This is a genomic window from Gammaproteobacteria bacterium (genome assembly GCA_017999615.1).
Classification (GTDB): domain Bacteria; phylum Pseudomonadota; class Gammaproteobacteria; order JAABTG01; family JAABTG01; genus JAGNLM01.
Genome location: JAGNLM010000004.1, coordinates 135853 through 153865, shown reverse-complemented (window position 1 = coordinate 153865; position 18013 = coordinate 135853). Strand labels below are relative to the sequence as shown.

Annotated in this window: 20 protein-coding genes; 9 read left to right on the top strand and 11 right to left on the bottom strand. The window is 69.8% G+C overall.

The genetic code is table 11. The features are described 5' to 3' along the window. Positions 1-124: 124 nt before the first annotated feature. The 7 genes from KA217_06140 to KA217_06110 form a co-directional block, all read right to left on the bottom strand. Positions 125-481 (bottom strand): hypothetical protein, encoded by a 357-nt coding sequence (locus KA217_06140; protein ID MBP7712032.1) that lies wholly within the window; start codon positions 479-481, stop codon positions 125-127. A 152-nt stretch (positions 482-633) separates the two neighbouring features. Next, a complete protein-coding gene (locus KA217_06135; protein MBP7712031.1) occupies positions 634-1020 on the bottom strand; it encodes a hypothetical protein in 387 nt (128 codons plus the stop codon). Continuing rightward, complete coding sequence (locus tag KA217_06130; GenBank protein ID MBP7712030.1) at positions 1017-2570, bottom strand: DUF3987 domain-containing protein; 1554 nt, start codon at positions 2568-2570, stop codon at positions 1017-1019. The genes KA217_06135 and KA217_06130 overlap by 4 nt, the downstream gene beginning before the upstream one ends. Then, positions 2567-3520: a toprim domain-containing protein gene (locus tag KA217_06125; GenBank protein ID MBP7712029.1), complete on the bottom strand. Its 954-nt coding sequence runs from the start codon at positions 3518-3520 to the stop codon at positions 2567-2569. Before KA217_06125 ends, KA217_06130 begins: the two co-directional genes overlap by 4 nt. A 128-nt stretch (positions 3521-3648) precedes the next feature. Continuing rightward, positions 3649-3891 carry a hypothetical protein gene (locus tag KA217_06120; protein ID MBP7712028.1) on the bottom strand — a complete coding sequence of 81 codons (243 nt, stop codon included), beginning with the start codon at positions 3889-3891 and terminating at the stop codon, positions 3649-3651. A gap of 86 nt (positions 3892-3977) precedes the next feature. Further along, a complete protein-coding gene (locus tag KA217_06115) occupies positions 3978-4811 on the bottom strand; it encodes a hypothetical protein (protein MBP7712027.1) in 834 nt (277 codons plus the stop codon). A gap of 2 nt (positions 4812-4813) precedes the next feature. Next, positions 4814-6124: a site-specific integrase gene (locus KA217_06110; protein ID MBP7712026.1), complete on the bottom strand. Its 1311-nt coding sequence runs from the start codon at positions 6122-6124 to the stop codon at positions 4814-4816. Between the two features lie 452 nt (positions 6125-6576). Here KA217_06110 and KA217_06105 point away from each other — a divergent pair, with 452 nt between their 5' ends. The 8 genes from KA217_06105 (at position 6577) to KA217_06070 (ending at position 13047) form a co-directional block, all read left to right on the top strand. After that, on the top strand, positions 6577-6783 hold the full coding sequence (locus KA217_06105; GenBank protein ID MBP7712025.1) for a hypothetical protein: 207 nt from the start codon (positions 6577-6579) through the stop codon (positions 6781-6783). 223 nt (positions 6784-7006) lie between these two features. Then, entirely contained in the window at positions 7007-7636 is a 630-nt protein-coding gene (locus KA217_06100) for a nitrous oxide reductase accessory protein NosL (GenBank protein MBP7712024.1), read from the top strand. A 466-nt stretch (positions 7637-8102) separates the two neighbouring features. Further along, positions 8103-8336, top strand: coding sequence for a hypothetical protein (locus KA217_06095; GenBank protein ID MBP7712023.1), 234 nt, complete (start codon positions 8103-8105; stop codon positions 8334-8336). Positions 8337-8384: 48 nt separating this feature from the next. Next, on the top strand, positions 8385-9575 hold the full coding sequence (locus tag KA217_06090; GenBank protein ID MBP7712022.1) for a cytochrome C: 1191 nt from the start codon (positions 8385-8387) through the stop codon (positions 9573-9575). A 75-nt stretch (positions 9576-9650) separates the two neighbouring features. After that, complete coding sequence (locus tag KA217_06085) at positions 9651-10745, top strand: TRAP transporter substrate-binding protein (protein MBP7712021.1); 1095 nt, start codon at positions 9651-9653, stop codon at positions 10743-10745. Positions 10746-10764: 19 nt separating this feature from the next. Beyond that, positions 10765-11235 carry a TRAP transporter small permease gene (locus KA217_06080; protein ID MBP7712020.1) on the top strand — a complete coding sequence of 157 codons (471 nt, stop codon included), beginning with the start codon at positions 10765-10767 and terminating at the stop codon, positions 11233-11235. After that, complete coding sequence (locus KA217_06075) at positions 11232-12533, top strand: TRAP transporter large permease (protein MBP7712019.1); 1302 nt, start codon at positions 11232-11234, stop codon at positions 12531-12533. The genes KA217_06080 and KA217_06075 overlap by 4 nt, the downstream gene beginning before the upstream one ends. Before the next feature lie 10 nt (positions 12534-12543). Then, positions 12544-13047 carry a universal stress protein gene (locus KA217_06070; protein MBP7712018.1) on the top strand — a complete coding sequence of 168 codons (504 nt, stop codon included), beginning with the start codon at positions 12544-12546 and terminating at the stop codon, positions 13045-13047. A gap of 107 nt (positions 13048-13154) precedes the next feature. On the opposite strand, the gene KA217_06065 is transcribed toward KA217_06070, so the two are convergent. Continuing rightward, on the bottom strand, positions 13155-13292 hold the full coding sequence (locus KA217_06065; protein MBP7712017.1) for a hypothetical protein: 138 nt from the start codon (positions 13290-13292) through the stop codon (positions 13155-13157). Positions 13293-13621: 329 nt separating this feature from the next. Here KA217_06065 and KA217_06060 point away from each other — a divergent pair, with 329 nt between their 5' ends. Continuing rightward, a complete protein-coding gene (locus tag KA217_06060) occupies positions 13622-14146 on the top strand; it encodes a hypothetical protein (protein ID MBP7712016.1) in 525 nt (174 codons plus the stop codon). On the opposite strand, the gene KA217_06055 is transcribed toward KA217_06060, so the two are convergent. From KA217_06055 to KA217_06045, 3 genes are all read right to left on the bottom strand, one after another. Next, positions 14127-15368, bottom strand: a complete 1242-nt coding sequence (locus KA217_06055; protein ID MBP7712015.1) for an MFS transporter — start codon at positions 15366-15368, stop codon at positions 14127-14129. The genes KA217_06060 and KA217_06055 overlap by 20 nt on opposite strands. A gap of 135 nt (positions 15369-15503) precedes the next feature. Beyond that, positions 15504-16730 carry an LL-diaminopimelate aminotransferase gene (locus KA217_06050; protein ID MBP7712014.1) on the bottom strand — a complete coding sequence of 409 codons (1227 nt, stop codon included), beginning with the start codon at positions 16728-16730 and terminating at the stop codon, positions 15504-15506. A 9-nt stretch (positions 16731-16739) separates the two neighbouring features. Next, on the bottom strand, positions 16740-18005 hold the full coding sequence (locus KA217_06045) for a diaminopimelate decarboxylase (GenBank protein ID MBP7712013.1): 1266 nt from the start codon (positions 18003-18005) through the stop codon (positions 16740-16742). Between the last annotated feature and the right edge of the window lie 8 nt (positions 18006-18013).

Below are 18013 nucleotides of genomic sequence, written 5' to 3'. Positions count from 1 at the left end.
TCGGCTGCGAGCCAGCCCTCGCGCTCCAGGTCATCGCCGCTGAGGTGGGTCAGATCGTAGTTGGCACCGGCGATGCCGGCGGTCAAGGTCAGGGCGAGCAGCTCGTCGCGGGTCATGTCCGCGCTCACGGTGGCAACGGAATGCCCCACTGCTTGCTGATCTTGCGCAGGGCGCGCTCGGTCCACGCGACGTAGAGCACCATGCCCGCATCGCGCCCGCCGACCAAGCCGTTGAGTGCCCGCCACAGCACGCCCCGCAGCACGCGCACCCGGGCATCCGCCGCGGCCTTCTGGCTCCGGGCGTCCTGGTTTGCCACGCGGGCAGCATGCCAGCTCGCCAGGTCCGGCCAGGACACCAGCAGCGCCCGGCCGCGGTGGGCGACGGGCGGGAAGTCGTCTTCGGTCGCGGCCCAGCGGGAAACGGCCGCGCGGGTGACCTTCAGGCGGCGGGCGGCCTCGGAGAGGGTGACTTGCTCGGTCATGTCAACGAACCATGTTAGCGGTTACTAACCTGTCGCTAGAGATATGGCGGGGCTTGAACGACCCGCAGCGGCAAGACCAGAAGGGACCCGCGCCACGCAAAGCGTTGCAGGCCGGTAGCGCCACGGTGGATCGGCGAGGATCACGGGGTACGTCATGCCGATCTCTCCCCGGCGAACACTTCGAGCACAGCCAGCCCGTCGTACCGCTCCTTCGGCACGGCGATCAGCGCCCCCGCGACCCCCGGCCGGCGGTAGGCGAGCAACACGCTTGCCGCGGCGACCTCGGGCCGGACAGCCCCCAGGGCGACAACCCGGCGCACGTCGGCCGGTTCGAGCGACGCGAGGGCCCTCGGGGCTTGCCCCTCGAACAGCACGCGGTAGAGCTCGACCAGGGGGTCGGAGGCCGTCCGGACGGGGGCGCGTTTTTCAGAAAGGGCCCCGGGGGGTACTGACAGAACTGACAGAACCCCGGTTGTGTCAGTTTTGGCGGTACCCTCCGGGGGCGTTTCCAGAAAATGCAGCCGGTCTAGGTAGCTCACGAGGGGGCCCTCTGTGCCTTCGGGTTGATGTAGTACTGAACGGCCGGACGCCCGCCGGCGGAAGTCGTCGGGAGGATCTCCTCTGCGAGCCAGCCCAGGGCGTCGAGAAGCTCTGCGGTCGTCCGGACGGCTTGCGGATCAGCCAGCCCGCGCCAGCCCCGCCGGTACACGTCACGGGCCATGAAGGGGCTCGGCACGTCCCCGCGCCGGATCCGGCGGGCAAGCTCCCGGGCGCCCTCGACCTCCGGGCGCAGGGCCGGTGCATAGAGCCGGCGGGCGTGGGCCTCTAAGTACTCACCCCACGCGAGGGCCCGGATCAGCGCGTCGACCGACACGGGACCGCCCTCGGGGGCGTCGACCAAGTGGCAGATCAGGGCAAGGCTCGGGATCAGGCTCCGATACTTCGCCAGATGTTGCAGCAGAGCGGGGTGCTCCCCGTCGGCTCTGAGTCGCTGCTCAAGCCCCACGCGCCACGCGACGAACTCCTCCAGGGCTTCGGGCTCGAACCGCAGGTACGGGATCTGGTTGTCCTCAGACTCCGCCCTGAGCGTGCTGGGGTCGACCGCGGCCAGCCGCTCGAACACCTCCCACGCCGTCGTCCTGGCGGTGCTGTCGGGCCAGCGGTCGACGTTGCGCCACTCGCCGCGCGTGTCGGGCCAGACGAACAGCTGGAACCGTTGCAGAAGCCCGTCCTGCCGCGCACCGTCGGTGAGGGCGTCCTTCAGGTACGCGGCGAGGGGCCCGGGCTGTATGCCCCCGAGCACCGACACCGTGGGGCACGCGATATCGATCGTCCCCCGGCCGATCCGGTCGTACGTGTATCGCTCCTGCGTGCCGCTCCAGGCTTCGAGGTAGAACTTCCGGGCACCCTCCTGCCCCTCCCGGTCGAGCCCAGCGAGCCAGCCGACAATTTCGTCGCGGAACACCAGAAGACCGCGCGGGTTAGACGCCAGCAGCTCCCCGAGCTTCTCGACCGTGGCGTCGTTCGTCACGTATCGTCGGCGGGCGGGAGCGGGATCGTTTTCGGCGGCGTCGATCGCCTCTCGGGCGAGATCCTCCAGGCCCTTGGCTTTCGCCTTTGCGCGCTTGCGGAGCTCATCCTTCAACGCAGCGCCCTCGGCATCCCGCACCATGCCGCGGGCCCGGTGGGCACGCATCGCGTCTGCGTGGGCCTCTGCGGCGGTCGCTTCGAGCCGGTTCACGAACCGGAGGGCCTCGCTCAGGGCGGGGGTCTTCATCACGCCCGGCGGCCCGGCGATCGCCCCCCACAAGTTCGGCACGACCAGCCAGTCGTCGCGGAGCTTCGGCCGGATGCCGATGCTCCGTCCGATCACAGTCCCCAGCCCGACCATCGCGCCGGCCGCGGGGAAGTCCGGCGGACACTGCACGCGCTCTGCAACGTCCTCGATCCACGGGCGGAGCCCGGCGGGCAGGAGGGCGAAGTCGAACGACGCGACCTCGGGCAGGGTCGGCAGAGGCTCGGGGTCGGGCCACTGGTCACGGGCTTGTTGCTCGAACTCCTTGCGGGCGTCGGCGTTCTCGGCGGTCATGCCGGCGACCTCCGGTTGAGCACGTCGAGCCAGTCGTCGCCGACCCGCTTCGGGATCGACACGGTGACGGTGGGGATCCCCTCCCGCTGGGCCCGCTGGGCCAGCCGGTGAGCCGCTCGCTCGCCGACCCCGTGGGGATCGTTGTCCCCAGCGACGGTGAGCTCGGCGAGCCCCGGCGGCAGCATGAGGGTTTCGAGCCCATGCGCCGACACGGCAGACCACACGGGGATCCCGGTGAGCACGCGCACGGCGCACGCGGTCTCGCCCCCCTCGCAGACGGCGAGCCGGTCGGTCGCTGGCCACAACCTGATCGCGGCACCCCGTAGCGCGTTCACACGGGCCGGAGAGGCGAGCTTCTTGGGCGAGCCCACGTCTGCCTTGCCCGAGCCGTCCGCGGCGAGCCACGTCCGGTGTAGCGAAGCCGGCCGGCCCTCGGGGTCGAGCACGCGAGCGACCAGGGCGGGGAACGTGCCGACCAGCCGGCCGGCTTCGCTGGTCTCGAAGTAGGGGAGTCGCGGGTGCAGCCGGAGCACGTCCCCGCCAGGCAGGTCCCCAGCGTCGACCAGGGCCCCGAGCCCCCGGGCTCGCAGGTAGGCGAGCCCCACCTCGGCGCGGGGGTCGGTGAGCGGCGCCGACTCGCGCCAGATCACGGCGAGCCGCTGGGCCTTGCGGGCGTCGGGCGGCGGGGGCGGGGGCGGCGGCTCATGGCGGACGGGGTCGGGGACCCGCCGGATCCACAGTGACCCCCGCCAGTCGCAGCGATGACACTTCCAGATCCCGCGGCCGACGTTCACCGCGACAACCTTGTCGCGGGGGTGCCGGTGCGTGGGCCCACAGACCGGACAAGGGACCCGGACCTCGCCAGCGGCGCCGACGGGGACCTCGATCCCGAAGTCGCTGAAGTCGCGGGGCGGCTGGACCGGCCGCCAGCGGTGAGCGAGGGCCATCATTGCAGCGTCGGCAGACTGGCTTGCCCCGCCCTCATTGGTTAAACTTTGACCAGTCGGCCGCTCGGCCGGCTTCCCCCCTCCCCTCCGGTCACCGGGCGCCCCACGCCCGGCCCGGCCCCTTGCGGCCGTCACGACACGCTCCGCACTTCGTTGAGCCGGGCGCGGCGCCATTCCCGAGCAGCTTCACCCAAGATCACGGCGCGGTTGCCGAGCTTCGTGACGGCGGGGCCTCGCCCCTCCTTCGCGAGCTCGTAGAACAGCGACCGCCCGATCCGGTGGGCTTCGCAGAATTCGTTGACGGTGTAGGCGGGGGGATCGACGGGCCCGAGCCCCTCGATATTGGTCGGCCAAGCGGTTGTAGAAGCGGTCATGTGTGCTCGTCTCCGGTGAACCCGGGACGAGCATCATCGGCCGGCCCCGCTAAGAGGAAACCGGCCGCCGGAGGGCGGGAAACGTCTTAGTGACGGGTGATCAGTCTGCGGACGGTCGCGGGTGTCGTTGGGAGCCCGGCAGCGGTGAGCAACTCCGCGATCGTCGTCAGTCGGCCGGGGGCGTCGGGCGGCAGGTAGACCGCCATCTCACGGGCGAGGGCACCCCGAGCACGACCGCCGGCGTCGGCAGCTCCGCCCCTGCGCCCGAACCGACGCCACAGCGGGAGCCGGTGGGAGCGGGCGCGCCGGGCGTCGCCGACCAGCAAGGCGGGGTGAGCCTCGGCGAGTGCCTCGGCCGCCAACCGGAGCACCCCCGCAAGGGCGCCTCGGCGTGCTAGAAACGCGACGGCGTAGCGGACCCATGCCGGGGTGCTCATGCCCTCGGCGGCTTCGCCTACGGCCCGCAGAACGCGATCCAGGGGCTCCGGCGGCGGCGCGCCGTAGAACGCTCCGAGCGTGTCGGCGACCTCGGCGAGCCGCGCGGCGGCACGATCCCGAGCGGCCGCGACCTCGTGCCAGTCAACGGCCTCGGCCTCGGGGTCGACCCCGGCCGCGGCGAGCTTTTCGAGCACTTGCTCCGCGAGCGGTTGCGCGGCCCCGCTGGGCCAGGGGTTCGCGCGCGCGAGGGCCTCGGCGAGGTGCAGGAACGCGCCGGACCGCGCCACGGGCTCTGCCCGGGGCCAGTCGGCCGCAGCGATCGGCCGGTAGACGTGCTCACGGGCGAGCACGGCGGCGACCAGGGCCCGCGCCTCCGGCCCGGGGTCGGGGCGCCGCTGGGGAGTGGTGCGGCGCCTCCGGCCCGGGGTCGCCGACTCTACGATCCTTCGCCACGCGCGAAAGGGATCGAGGGGGGCGGCCACGGTCACGCCCCCTTGCGCCGGAGCCGGCGGACCTTCGGCGGGGTCGGGGCCTCGGCGAAGGTCGGCAGGTTCGCCCGCACCGTCTGCGCCACGAAGTCGGGTTGCAGGTGGGCGTAGTGCCGATGGGTCATGCGCGTGTCGCCATGCCCGAGGGCGGCGGCGATCACTTGCAGGGGCGTCCCCGCCCGGGCGAGCAGCGACCCGTAGGCGTGGCGGAGCAGGTGGAAGTGAACTGGGGGGCTGATCCCCGCTCGCTCGCTCGCCGCGCGCATGGGGCGGATCTGCCAGTCCTGCGCCCACGGCTTGCCGTCGGTGCGCACGAACACGGGCGCGTCGGCCGGCCGGCCGGCGGTGAGCTCCTCGAACAGGGCGACGCCCTCGGTGGTCAGGGGGACATACCGGACCCGGCCCGACTTCGGCTCCGCGATCCGTAGCGTCTGCGCGTCGGGGTGGAAGTCTCCGGCCCGCACGCCCCGGAGCTCGGCATAGCGTGCCCCGGTCAGCACGGCGGCCCGGACCAGGGGCCGGAAGTCGGGATCGGCCGCGTTGATCAGCCGGCGGACCTCCTCGACGGAGATATAGCGCACGCGCGCCTTGTCGGTGCGGTCGAACGGCTTAACCCGCTTCCACGCATCTGCGGAGGGCGCCTTGCCGTTGCTCCATGCGTGGTTCAGGGCGGCACGCAGCAGCGAGAACACGCGGTTAGCGGTTGCCTTCCGCCGGCGGAGAGTCTCCGGGTCGACGGAGCCGGCCGGTTTCACGGGCTTCGGCGCCGGGGCTCCGGCTTTGCGGCGGCGCCGGGCCGGGGCCCGCGCGAGGGCGGCGAGCCAGTCGCGAACCTTCGGCGTCGTCAGGTCGTCGAGGTGGATCGTGCCGAGAGTCGGCCCTATGTGCGCGGCGGACATGATCCGCGACCCCTTCGCCGTGGTTTTCGCCCGGTGCAGGTCGAGCCAGTCGAGGTATGCCGACATAGCGTCGGCGACGGTGTAGGGGGCCTCGGGCGGCGCCGCGGGTTCGGGCTTCGGCGCGAGGGCCTCGGTGAGGGCGGCACGCGCCCGGTCCTGCGCCTGAAAGTAGGAGAGGACCCGCTCGCCGTCCGGGTCGAGGAAGTCGTCGGCCGTGCCGAGCACCGGCTTTCGCTCGACCCCGGCGGGGTCGGTGAACCGGGCGTACCAGCGGCGCGCCTTCGCCCCCTTCCGGTAGCCGAGCGAGAGCCCGGCCCCGATCATGATCCAGTGGTAGGCGGGTCCGACGGGGATCCGGTCCCTCGCCGCCCGGGTCTCTAGACCGCTTGCCCGTGTCGCCCGTGCCATGTCCGCCCCCTCCCACCTAGTCGCCAGTTAGTCGCCGGATGATGCTGGAAAAGTGAGCACTCCGGCGGACCTCTACGGACAGAGTGTAGACCTTACAACGGGTTATGCAAACAGCGGCGGACGTAGGCGGAGAGGTTTGCAACACTTTCAAGGTGACGACACGGGTTCGAATCCCGTTGGGGACGCCAATTTCGAAGACTCATCGCGATAGTGCTCACTAACCACTGGACCCACTCCGTGGGTCCGGCGGTGGTACGGGCAAATGCCCTGGAGCGGCTCGTGGACGCTCTGCCCCGTCTTCCCGCTCGCCCATTTCGGGCGCCTTCCGTCGGGTGGTCCGTTGCAACGGCAACGCCGTGGCTGCAACAAGTTGTCACAGATGGGAAATCCTTGCGGAACATCTCTCAGGCCTAATGGCGTCATTGAAAACTGGCAATGGGGAGATGAAGACCATGACATACCTTCTCACAGGACTGGTGGCGGCGACCCTGCTCGGCGTTGGGTCCGTGGTGGTGCTCGGTCCGGGCAGTCAGATGGAGCACACCTGGATCGAGCCGCTCTTCTGGGCGTTCATCGGCGCCGGTGCGCTGACGAGCCTGGTGAAGGGCGGGCGCGGGAAGCAGGTGGGGTACCTGGTGCCGGCCGACCAGCGCACCTGAGGGCCCGTCTCCGGAGAGCTCTACGTAGAGAACCGGGCCGCAGCACGGTCCGGGGCGCTCTGCCCCGGACCGTGCTGCGGTTGCTCGTCCTGCCCGACTCCCGATGGGCTCTCCGGCCCTGCGCGCGGGGAGCGGTTTCTGGTGTCCACTCAATAATCATGAATTACACTCTGGTCCCGGGCGTTTGTACGGCCTGGGAATGCGCGCATACCGGAGAGAGATCATGGAGACACTGCAGGGGAAGGGGCGCCGTGCGGCGCTGCAGATGATGTTGGCAGCCGGGGCTGTGGGGGGTCTCGGCGCCCTGGCGCCCGCGGCATTGGCGGGACAGGCCTGCCCGGGGGAGGGCACCCCGCTGCAGTTCCAGCCGAAGACGGCGCCCGACGCCGAGCCCCTGAAGGACGAGCTCGCCAAGTACCCGAAGTGCCCCTACTGCGGGATGGACCGCAAGCAGTTCCACCGCACCCGCCAGCTGGTGTGGTACGGCGACGGCCGGGTGGACGCCACCTGCTCGGTGCACTGCACCGCGCTCAGCCTCTCGGTCAACATGGACCTCACGCCGAAGGCCCTCTACGCGGCCGACGCGGGCGCGAAGGACGAGGTGGTGCCGCTCCTGGACGCGGACAAGGCCGTTTACCTGGTCGGCTCGAAGCTGCCTCCGGTCATGAGCCGCACCAGCAAGTACGCGTACGCCTCGCGCGAGGTGGCCGAGGCCGTGAAGGCCGAGCAGGGCGGGGAGGTGACGGACTTCGACGGTGCGTTGAAGGCGAGCTATCTCGACATGGCGGCCGACACCGCCATGATCCGCAAGAAGCGCGAGGAGCGCCGGGCGAGGGCGGCGCGGGGGGGCTGACGGTGCAGCCAGGTTGCGCCTCCCGCAGCCGGGTTCGGCGCCCTCGGTTTCTCTCGTTGGCCAGGATTGTCAAGCCTCGACCTGCCTTCATGCACAGGTGGGCCGGGGCTCTCCTCCCGATTCTGGGACGAAAACAATCGCGAGCCTGCCCGAACTCGTTCAAGACAATACAACCTTTTGATCTGGAGTGGATTTTCCGGATTTGCTCGGGAAAGCGTCAAACTGAAACGAACTAAATCTTCGTGCGGCCGCTCGGGGTTTTCGCAGCAGGATCTCCACAGAGTTATCCACAGAAGCTGTGGATAGATCCGGTTTCTCTCGGTGCGCCAGCGGATTACCCCGCCTGTTCGAGAACTCACCCGAGGAGGGGCGAGTGAGGTTGCCGTAACGATTTGATACAACCTGGCAATACTTGCGTTACGTGGCCGGGATTCACTAAGCGGATGGGACTCCACCCGGCACGGCCATGAAGCTCAAGGTCTCCGAGCAGGCGCTCGTGGCCCGTATCAACCGCAAGCTGAAGCGCGGCGCCCAGGCGTTGCTCCGGCGTCTCGGGGCGGGCGCGGAAGAGGGGCAGTGCGATTACTGTCTCCTCGACTGGCGCCGCAACTCGGTCGACGCCGAGCACGTGGACCTGGAGAGGCTCGGGCGCGAGCTGGCCGTGCTACAGTCCCACGAGGAGCTCATCCGGAGCGAGTGAGCCCCGTCCCTCCTGCACCGTTGGTCCCCGCCTGGGAGGTCGGCAGAGATGGTAAGGGGCGATTTCGCAGGGGTTCCCGGTCCGCGCCTCGCGGGTGCGGCCGTCGTGGTGTTTCTCGCCTGGGGTGCAGCGGCGGCGGAGCTCTCGCCCCTCGAGCGGTTGGGCAAGGCCCTGTTCTTCGACGCCAACCTGTCGACGCCGCCCGGACAGAGCTGTGCCACCTGCCACGGTCCCCACGCAGGCTTCACCGGTTCGGACAGCGCCGTCAACGCGGCGACCGCCGTGTACCCCGGCGCGGTACCCACGCGCTTCGGCGATCGCAAGCCGCCCACCGCCGCCTATGGGGGCGAGAGCCCCGTGCTCCACTACGACAAGGCCGAGGGGGTCTGGGTCGGGGGCATGTTCTGGGACGGGCGCGCCAGCGGGTGGACCCTCGGGGACCCGCTCGCCGAGCAGGCGCAGGGGCCGTTCCTGAACCCGCTGGAGCAGAACGTCGCCGACGCGAAGGGTGTCTGCGAGAAGGTCGCTCGGGGCGCGTATGCGGGGCTCTTCGAGGAGGTCTGGGGCCGGGGCTCGCTCGACTGCGAGCGCGACTCAGTCGGGGCCTACGAGCGGGTCGCGCGTGCCATCGCCGCCTACGAGCGCTCCGCCGAGCTGAACCCTTTCACCTCGAAATACGACCACTACCTGAAGGGACAGGCGACCCTCACCCGACAGGAGGCGTGGGGTCTCGAGCTCTTCGAGGGCAAGGGGCTCTGCAACGCCTGCCACCTCAGCGCGCCGAGGGAGGGCGGGTTGCCACCGCTGTTCACGGATTTCACCTACGACAATCTCGGGATCCCGCGCAACCCCGCCAATCCCTACTACGGGATGCCCGGAGAGTGGAACCCGGACGGCAAGGATTGGGTCGACCCCGGGCTCGGCGGATTTCTCGCGAAGACGGAGCACGCGGGCGTGGCGGAGGAGGAGTGGGGCAAGCACAAGGTGCCCACGCTGCGCAACGTGGACCAGCGTCCGTCACCCGAGTTCGTGAAGGTGTACGGGCACAACGGGTACTTCAAGAGCCTCGAGGAGATCGTGCACTTCTACAACACGCGGGACGTGGACCCGGCGTGGCCCGAGCCCGAGATGGGGGAGAACGTCAACACCGAGGAGATGGGGGACCTCGGGCTGACGCCCGAAGAGGAGGCCGCGATCGTCGCGTTCATGAAGACGCTCACCGACGGCTATCGCCCCTGAGTGCCCCGAGGGGGCAGCCCCTCGACGGCGGCACCCCACGCCACCATTGACAACCCGTGGTGGCCGTGCACGACAATGGGCGGTCGGGGCAGGGCGAGGGGGGGCAGCCGGGCGCACCGCCAGAGGCCTCCTGGGGACCGTGACCGGGAAGGGAGGGCATCGACCGTGAGAACGCTGTTCTCGATACTGCTTTGCATCGTCTCCGCCGGGCTGCCGACGGCCCACGCGGCGGACAAGCCGCTGGAGCTCAACTACTCGATCTTCTTCCCCGCGACCCACGGGCACACCCTGCTCGCGACCGAGTGGGCGCGGGAAGTGGAGAAGCGCACCCACGGTGCGGTGAAGATCAACATCTTCGCCGGCGCCACGCTCACCCCCGCCGACCAGACCTACGACGGGGTGGTCAAGGGGATCTCCGACCTCGGCATGTCGGTGCTGAGCTACTCGAAGGGCCGGTTCCCGCTCACCGAGGTCCTGGACCTGCCGGTCGGGTATACGAGCGGCCTGCAGGCGACCCGTCTGGCGAACGCGTATTACGCGAAGTTCCAGCCGAAGGAGCTCTCCGACGTCAAGATCATGTTCCTGATGGCCCACGGGCCGGGGATCCTGCACACGAAGAAACCGGTCGAGAAGCTCGAGGACCTCGCGGGCCTGAAGATCCGGGGAACCGGTACCAGCGCCAAGGTCGTCGCGGCCCTCGGCGCCACCCCCGTGGCCATGCCCCAGAACGAGGCCTACGACGCCCTCCAGAAGGGGGTCGTCGAAGGGCTCGTCTCCCCGGTCGAGACCCTCAAGGGTTGGAAGTACGCCGAGGTGGTGAAGTACACGACGCGCAACCTCGGGTCCTCCTATTCGGTCGGTTTCTTCGTGGCGATGAACCGCGGGAAGTGGGATTCCCTGCCGAAGGCCGCGCAGGAGGCCATCGAGGCGGTCAATCGCGAGTGGATCGACCGCGCGGGCAAGGCCTGGGACGACTTCGACAAGGTCGGCGCCGAATTCGCGCTCTCCAAGGGGGTGAAGACCATCGAGTTGTCGCAGGCCGAGGACGCCCGTTGGGCCGAGCGGGTCAAGCCGGTCCTGAACGACTACGTCACCGCTGCGAAGGCGAAGGGCCTGCCCGGGGAGGAGGCCCTGAAGTTCGTGTTGGACTGGCTCAAGGCGAATCCCTAGAGACGAGCCGGGGACGGCCATGCTTGCTCTCGTTCGCCCGCTGGCCCGGGCGCTGCACTGGGCCGGAGCCGTCGCTCTGGCGTCGATGATGTTTCTCACCGTGGCCGACGTGGTGCTGCGCTCGTTCCGGCAGCCCATCGTCGGCACCTACGAACTGGTGGGGTTCCTCGGCGCGCTCGCGATCGGGTTCTCCCTTCCCCAGACCTCGCTCGACCGCGGCCAGGTGCTCATGGACTTTCTCGCCCGCCACCTGCGGCCCGGCCCGGGCCGGCTCCTGTCGGTGTTGACGCGCGCGGTCGGGGTCACGCTCTTCGCTGTCCTGGCCTGGAACCTCGCCGCGATGGGCTTCGACCTGAAGCGCAGCGGCGACGTCACGCCGCTCCTCAACCTGCCGATGTGGCTGCTGGCCTTCGCCATCGCCCTGGCCTGTGCCCTGGAGAGCCTGGTGCTGGCGGCGACCGCCGTGGCGCGCCCGGAGGGGCAGACATGAGCCCCGCAGAGGTCGGAGGACTCGTCATCCTCCTGCTCTTCGTCCTGTTCGGCCTCGGCGTGGAGGTGGGTTTCGCGATGGCGATTGCCGGCGGCACCGGCTTCGCCATGATGGTGAACGCCGACGCGGCGCTGAACATGATGGCGAAGGACATCTTCAGCGTGTTCAGTTCGTACGGCTTCACGGTGATCCCGCTGTTCGTGCTGATGGGACAGATCGGGGCCGTCGGCGGCATCGCCCGCAGCCTCTACGAGAGCGCCTACCGGTTCCTCGGGCACGTGCCCGGGGGGCTCGCGATGGGCACGGTGGCGGCTGCCACCGCGTTCAAGGCGATCTGCGGCTCCTCGCCCGCCACCGCTGCGACCTTCGCCACCGTCGCGGTCCCGGAGATGGAGCGCTACGGCTACGACCGGCGTCTCTCCACCGGAACGGTGGCCACGGTCGGGACCCTGGGGGTGCTGATACCGCCGAGCGTGACCCTGATCGTCTACGGGATCCTGACCGAGACCTCGATCGGCAAGCTGTTCCTCGCCGGCATCATCCCGGGCCTGATGATCGCGGTGTCCTTCGCGCTCACCATCTACGGCTGGTGCCGCCTCAACCCCACCCTCGGCCCGGCGGGCGAGCGGTCGGGCTGGGGCGCGCGCCTGCGGTCGCTGCCGCCGCTCTTCTGGGTGGCCGTCCTCTTCCTGCTGGTCATCGGTGGGCTGATGACGGGCTTCTTCACGCCCACCGAGGCGGGAAGCATCGGCAGCTTCGCGGTCCTGATGCTGACGCTGGCGCGCCGGGACATCGACGCGCGCCAGTTCGCCAAGTCACTGCTCGATTCCCTGCGCATCGCGACGATGGTCATCACGCTCATCGCGGGGGCGACCATCATGGGGCACTTCTTCGTGGTCACCCAGGTCCCGATGCGGGTCGCGGAGTGGCTCGGCTCCCTCGCCCTGCCGCCTTTGGCGGTGATGCTGGCGATCGTCGTGGTCTACCTGATCGGCGGGTCGTTCATCGAGGACCTGGCGTTCATGATCCTGGCCACGCCGATCTTCCTGCCGGTGGTCCTGGAGTTGGGCTACGACCCGGTGTGGTTCGGGGTCATCGTCTCCGTGGTGACGATGATCGGGGTGGTGCTGCCCCCCGTGGCCATCAACGCCTTCGTCGTCTCGGGGGTCACCGGAACCCCGGTCGGCACGATCTACCGGGGCATCTATCCCCACCTCGCCGGGATGGCCCTTATCCTGCTCGCGCTGCTGCTGTTCCCCCAGATCTCGCTCTGGCTGCCGGCGGTCTTCATGCCCTGAGGAGGCGCCCATGCTGCCCGAATACAGGAAGATCCTCTGCGCCACGGACCTGGGTCACACCGCCCCCCAGGTCCTGCGCCACGCCCTGAGCATCGCCAACCGCTACGGCGGGGACGTCGTGGTCCTGCACGTCGTGGAGCCACTCGGGCCCTCGGCGCAGCACATGTTCGAGCTCTACGCCGGGACGGAGGTGGCGCGGCAGGCCGGGGAACGTTGGCAGAAGGTGCAGGACGAGGTGCGGGCGCTGGTGCGGAAATTCCTCGAGCGAGAAGGGCGCCCGGGGGCGGACGGGCGAAACCTGGTGGCGGAGGTCCGGGTCCTGCGGGGAAGGCCGTTCGAGGTCATCGTCCAGGAGGCGGCGCGCCTCACGGCCGACCTGATCGTCATGGGTGCGCACAGTCACACGACGGTGGGCGAGATCCTCCTCGGATCGACGGCCCACCGCGTCGCCCAGAACGCCGCCGCGCCGGTCATGCTCGTGCGTCTATCGGAGCCCGACGGGCCAGCCCCCTGAGGGGGTTCTTCCCCATCCGCACGGGCAGTCCCCCGCCGGGCCCTGGCACGGGCGCTGCCGGCAGACCCTGCCTGGTGCGCCGGCCCTGCCCGGTGTGCTGTCCCTGCTCAGGTGCGCTGATTGATCTTCGCAACCACAGTCCGCACGGACTGCACGGCCCAGTTCTGGAAGTCCCGCGCCCAGGCCGGCTGCGGAAGGTTCCAGCCGATGAATACGCCGATTGCCAAGATGATGAGCGTGTACATTTCGTTCTCGCGACCCCGCTGCCGATGTGTGTCGTTCCCACCCAGTATAAGCACCCCCCGACCTGGCCGTCTCCCCCGGGGGTGGGCGCGCGCTGGGTGACCGCCCGTGAGGCAGGGATGCTCGCGCTTGACATGAATCAGGTCAACCCCCGGAGGTCTGATTTCCCCCGAGGCTCCCTGCTCCAGGGCGGGTCGATCCCTGCTAAAGTGAGGGGGCAGCCCGGCGGCGGGGCCAGGATTCCGCGCGGCATCGGGTGTCGCCAGTGTCCACCAACGTCAAAGAAGCGGGGTCGAGACCCCGGCACCCGAGCGTGAGGAGGAGCCCTGCCGTGTCGACTACCTCAGAAGAGCCCAGGGGATTTTCGATCGCCCAGGTCGCGTTGGCCGGCATTCTGCTCAGTGCGCTCGCCGGGGCCGGTCTCGGCATGGGGCTCTTCATGTGGAGCATGGGAGGCGACATGACGAACATGACGCAGTCCGTGCGCCAGATGGGGAAGGACGTGACCTCCATGTCCCAGGACATGGGGGCGATGACCGGAAGGACACAGGTCATGCGCGGGGTCCTGGAGGACGGTACGGCGAAGATGAGCGGGGACCTGCACGCCGTCCGCGGCGGGATGGATTACACGACCGCGGCCATGGGCATCATGGGCCGGGACATGAACACCATGCACACGAACGTCGGCACGATGACGAACGACGTGGGCGAGATGTCGCAGGCCATGCAGCAGATGGACGTCCTGATGGCCTCCATGAACGGCTCCATGGCCATGATCCGCGACACGATGAATCGGGTCAGCTACGACATGGGGAAGATGGTCCGGCCCGAGACCATCATGACGCCGTTCCGCTGATCGCCGCCCGGCGCCCACGCGCCACGTCAATCCCCGCGAGCACCAGCAGGCCCAGCAGAAAATAGCTCCCGGTGAGCAGGATGGCGAAGCGGTGGTCGCCGCCGGAGAGCCAACTGGCGACCCCGTAGGTCAGCGGGCCCAGGATCGAAGAGAGCTTCACCGCGAGTCCCCACAGCCCGAAGAACTCGGCGCGCCGCGCCTGCGGGGCGAGCCAGCCGACGAGGGCGCGGCCGGCCGACTGGCTCGCGCCCATGCAGAGCCCCGCCAGGTTGGCGGAGACCCAGAAGAGCGGCGGGGTCGTCGCCGCCCAGGCGAGCAGGACCATCGCGATCCACCCGAGCAGTGTCAGCCCGAGCGTGCGCACGTGCCCCAGGCGGTCCTGCAGATGGCCGAAGGCGAGGGCGCCGAGGACGGCGGTGACGTTGACCACGGCGATGAGGGTGATGATCTGGGGCAGCGTGAAGCCCATCGCCTGCTGCGCGTAGATCCCGGCGAGCGCGACGACCGCCTGGATCCCGGCCTGGTAGAAGACGATGCAGACGAGGAATCGGCGCATGTCCACGTAGCGCCCCGTGTCGCGCAGGCCCTGGCGCAGCCGGGCGAGGGCGCCGGCGAGCGCCTGCCGGGCGACCGGACCGCCCCGCGGCACGGCGCGCTCCTGCAGCAGCAGGAAGGTCGGCAGGGCGGCCGTAGCGAAGAGGAGGGCAGTGATCACGAGCGTCACGGGCACGGCGGCCTCGTTGGCGACGCCGTGTGCCTCGGCCCAGGCGAGCCAACCGAGGGAGAGCGCGAGACTCACGAGCCCGCCGACGTAGCCGAGCGCCCAACCCCAGCCCGACACCCGCCCCAGCCCCTGCGCGCTCGCGAGCTCCGGCAGGAACGCGGCAATGAGGTTCTCGCCGCTGCCGAAGAAGTAGTTGGAGACCACGACGAGGACGAGCGCGAGCGCGACGTCGCCCGGTCCAGCGAGCGCGAGCGCGGCGGTGGCGACGACGCAACCGGCGGTGGTCACCAGCAGGAGCCGTTTCTTCGCGGCGTGGGCGTCGGCCCAGGCCCCGAGCGCCGGGGCGGTCGCCATGATGAGGGCGTAGGAGACCGAGAGCGCGGTGGTCCAGGAGAGCGTCGCCCACTCGGCGTTGCGGGCGATGCCCGAGACGAACCAGGCGTTGAATACGGCCGTGATGACGATGGTCGTGTAGCTGGAGTTGGCGAAGTCGTACATCGCCCAGGCCCAGACCTCCCGGCGGCGCACGCCGGGGGCGAGGGCAGGGGCGGACCGCGGGTCAGGGGTGCGGGGCACGGGCAGGGCGTTGGGCGGATCCGTCCCGCGGGCCGGGTGCCCGCGCTGGCCCGGTCCCTAGGCTCCGAGCCTCTCGAGGCGGCGGCAGGCCTCGATCACGTTCTCCCGGTGGCCGAAGGCGGAGAACCGAACGAAGCCCTCGCCCGCGGGGCCGAAGCCCGACCCCGGCGTCGTCACCACGTGGCAGCGGTCGAGGATATCGGCAAACACCTCCCAGCTGGAGCGGCCCGGGAAGTGCGCCCAGATGTAGGGGGCGTTGTCGCCGCCGATGCAGGTGATCCGAAGCTGCTCGAGGGCGCGCCGGATGAGGGCCGCGTTGCCGAGATAGAAGTCGGTCAGGGTGCGCATCTCCGCCAGGCCCTCGGGCTCGAGGGCGGCGAGGCCGCCGTGCTGGCTCACGTTGCACGCGCCGTTGAACACGGTGGTGCACACGCGGTTCCAGTCCGCGTGGATCGAGGAGCCGTCGGCGTACGCGAGCTCCCGGGGCACCACCGTCCAGCCGAGGCGCACGCCCGTGAAGCCGATCGTCTTCGAGAAGGAATTGACCTCGATGGCGCACGCCCGCGCGCCTTCCACCTCGTAGATCGAACGGGGCAGGGCCGGGTCGCGGATGAATTCCGCGTAGGCCGCGTCGTAGACGATGAGCGAGCCCTTCGCGGTCGCGGCGCGCACGAGGGCGGCGAGCTGGGCCTTCGTCGCGACCGCCCCGGTGGGGTTGTTCGGCGAGCAGAAGTAGACGAGCCCATTCTCGGGAAGCGCCTCGAGATCGGGGAAATAGCCGTTGGCGGCGGTGCAGGGGAGATAGCGGATACCCCGGTAGCCGGGGCGCCCGCCGCTCGTGCCGTCCTCGTAGGGTCCGGCGGCGCCGATGATGACCGAGCCGTCCACGTAGACGGGGTAAGAGGGGTCCTGCACCGCGACCTCCACGCCCCGGCCGAAGAGCAGCTGCAGGCGCCCGATGTCGCACTTGGCGCCGTCCGAGACGAAGACCTCCTGTGCCGCGACGCTCCCCGCGTAGAACACCTCGGCGATGCGCTCGCGTAGCGCGGTGAGTCCCTGCTCGTCGCCGTAGCCGGAATAGCCCTCGACGGTGCCCAGCCGCTGCACGTATTCGGCCATCCGCCGGTCCACGTGCGGGGGGATCGGCTCGGTCGTGTCCCCGATGCCGAGGCTGATGAGCTTCGCGTCCGGATGCGCGGCCAAGTAGGCCCTGCGGCGCCGGGCGATCTCGGGAAAGAGATAGCCCGCGGTGAGGTTCGAAAAGCCGGGATTGCGCCGTATCATCCTCGTCCCCTACGCGTCGAAGGCGGCGAGCGCCTCGAAGTCGATCGTCGCGAAGTAGTCTTCCATGGTCTCGCTGCGGCGGATGCCGAGCAGAGTGCCGTCCGGGCGCAGCAGGACCTCCCCGCAGCGCAGCTTGCCGTTGTAGTTGAATCCCATCGCGCGGCCGTGCGCCCCGGCGTCGTGGATCACGACGAAGTCACCCACGTCGATCTGCGGCAACTGGCGCTGCACGGCGAACTTGTCGTTGTTCTCGCAGAGGCTGCCGACGACGTCATAGGTCTCCGTGCGCGGGGCGTCGTCCTTGCCGGGAACGCTGACGTGGTGATAGGCCCCGTACATCCCCGGGCGCATCAGATCGGCCATGCACGAGTCCAGCCCGATGTACCTGCGGTAGATGGCCTTCTCGTGGATGGCCCTCGTCACCAGCCAGCCATAGGGGCCGGTGACGATGCGCCCCCACTCCAGGCGCAGCCCCAGGGGGTCGAGTCCCGCGGGCACGACGATCTCGTCGTAGGCCCTGCGCATTCCCCGGGCGACGTACTCGATGTCGAGCTCCTGCTCCTCGGGCCGGTAGGGGATCCCCGCGCCGCCGCCCGCGTTCACGAACTCCAGGCGGATCCCGATCCTCCTCTTCAGCTCCGCCGCGAGCTCGAAGAGGATGCGCGCGGTCTCCACGTGGTAGTCGCCGGAGAGCTCGTTCGACGCGACCATGGTGTGCAGCCCGAAGCGCCGCGCACCCTTCTCCCGCAGCTTCGCGTAGCCCTCGAAGAGCTGCTCGCGGGTGAATCCGTACTTCGCCTCCTCCGGCCGGCCGATGATGACGTTCCCGTCCTTCAGCGGACCCGGGTTGTAGCGGCAGGAGACGAGCTCCGGGATCCCGCAGGCCTTCTCCAGGTAGTCGATGTGGGTGATGTCGTCCAGGTTGATGACCGCGCCCTGGGCCCGCGCGAACACGTACTCGTGTGCCGGCGTCTCGTTCGAGGTGAACATCACGTCCTCGCCCGACATCCCCGCCCTGCGGGCGAGCACGAGCTCCGGCAGGCTCGCGCAGTCGGCCCCGAAGCCCTCGTCGGCCAGGACCTTCAGCAGGAACGGATTCGGCAGGGCCTTGACCGCGAAGTGCTCCTTGAACCCCGGGAAGACCGAGAACAACCGGGCGATCCGCTTCGCGTTGGCGCGGATGGCCGCCTCGTCGTAGAGGTAGAAGGGCGTCGGGAAGCGCTCGACGATCTCGCTAACCTGCTGCCTCGTAAAGGGAAAATGCTTGCTGCTCATGGAGCCAT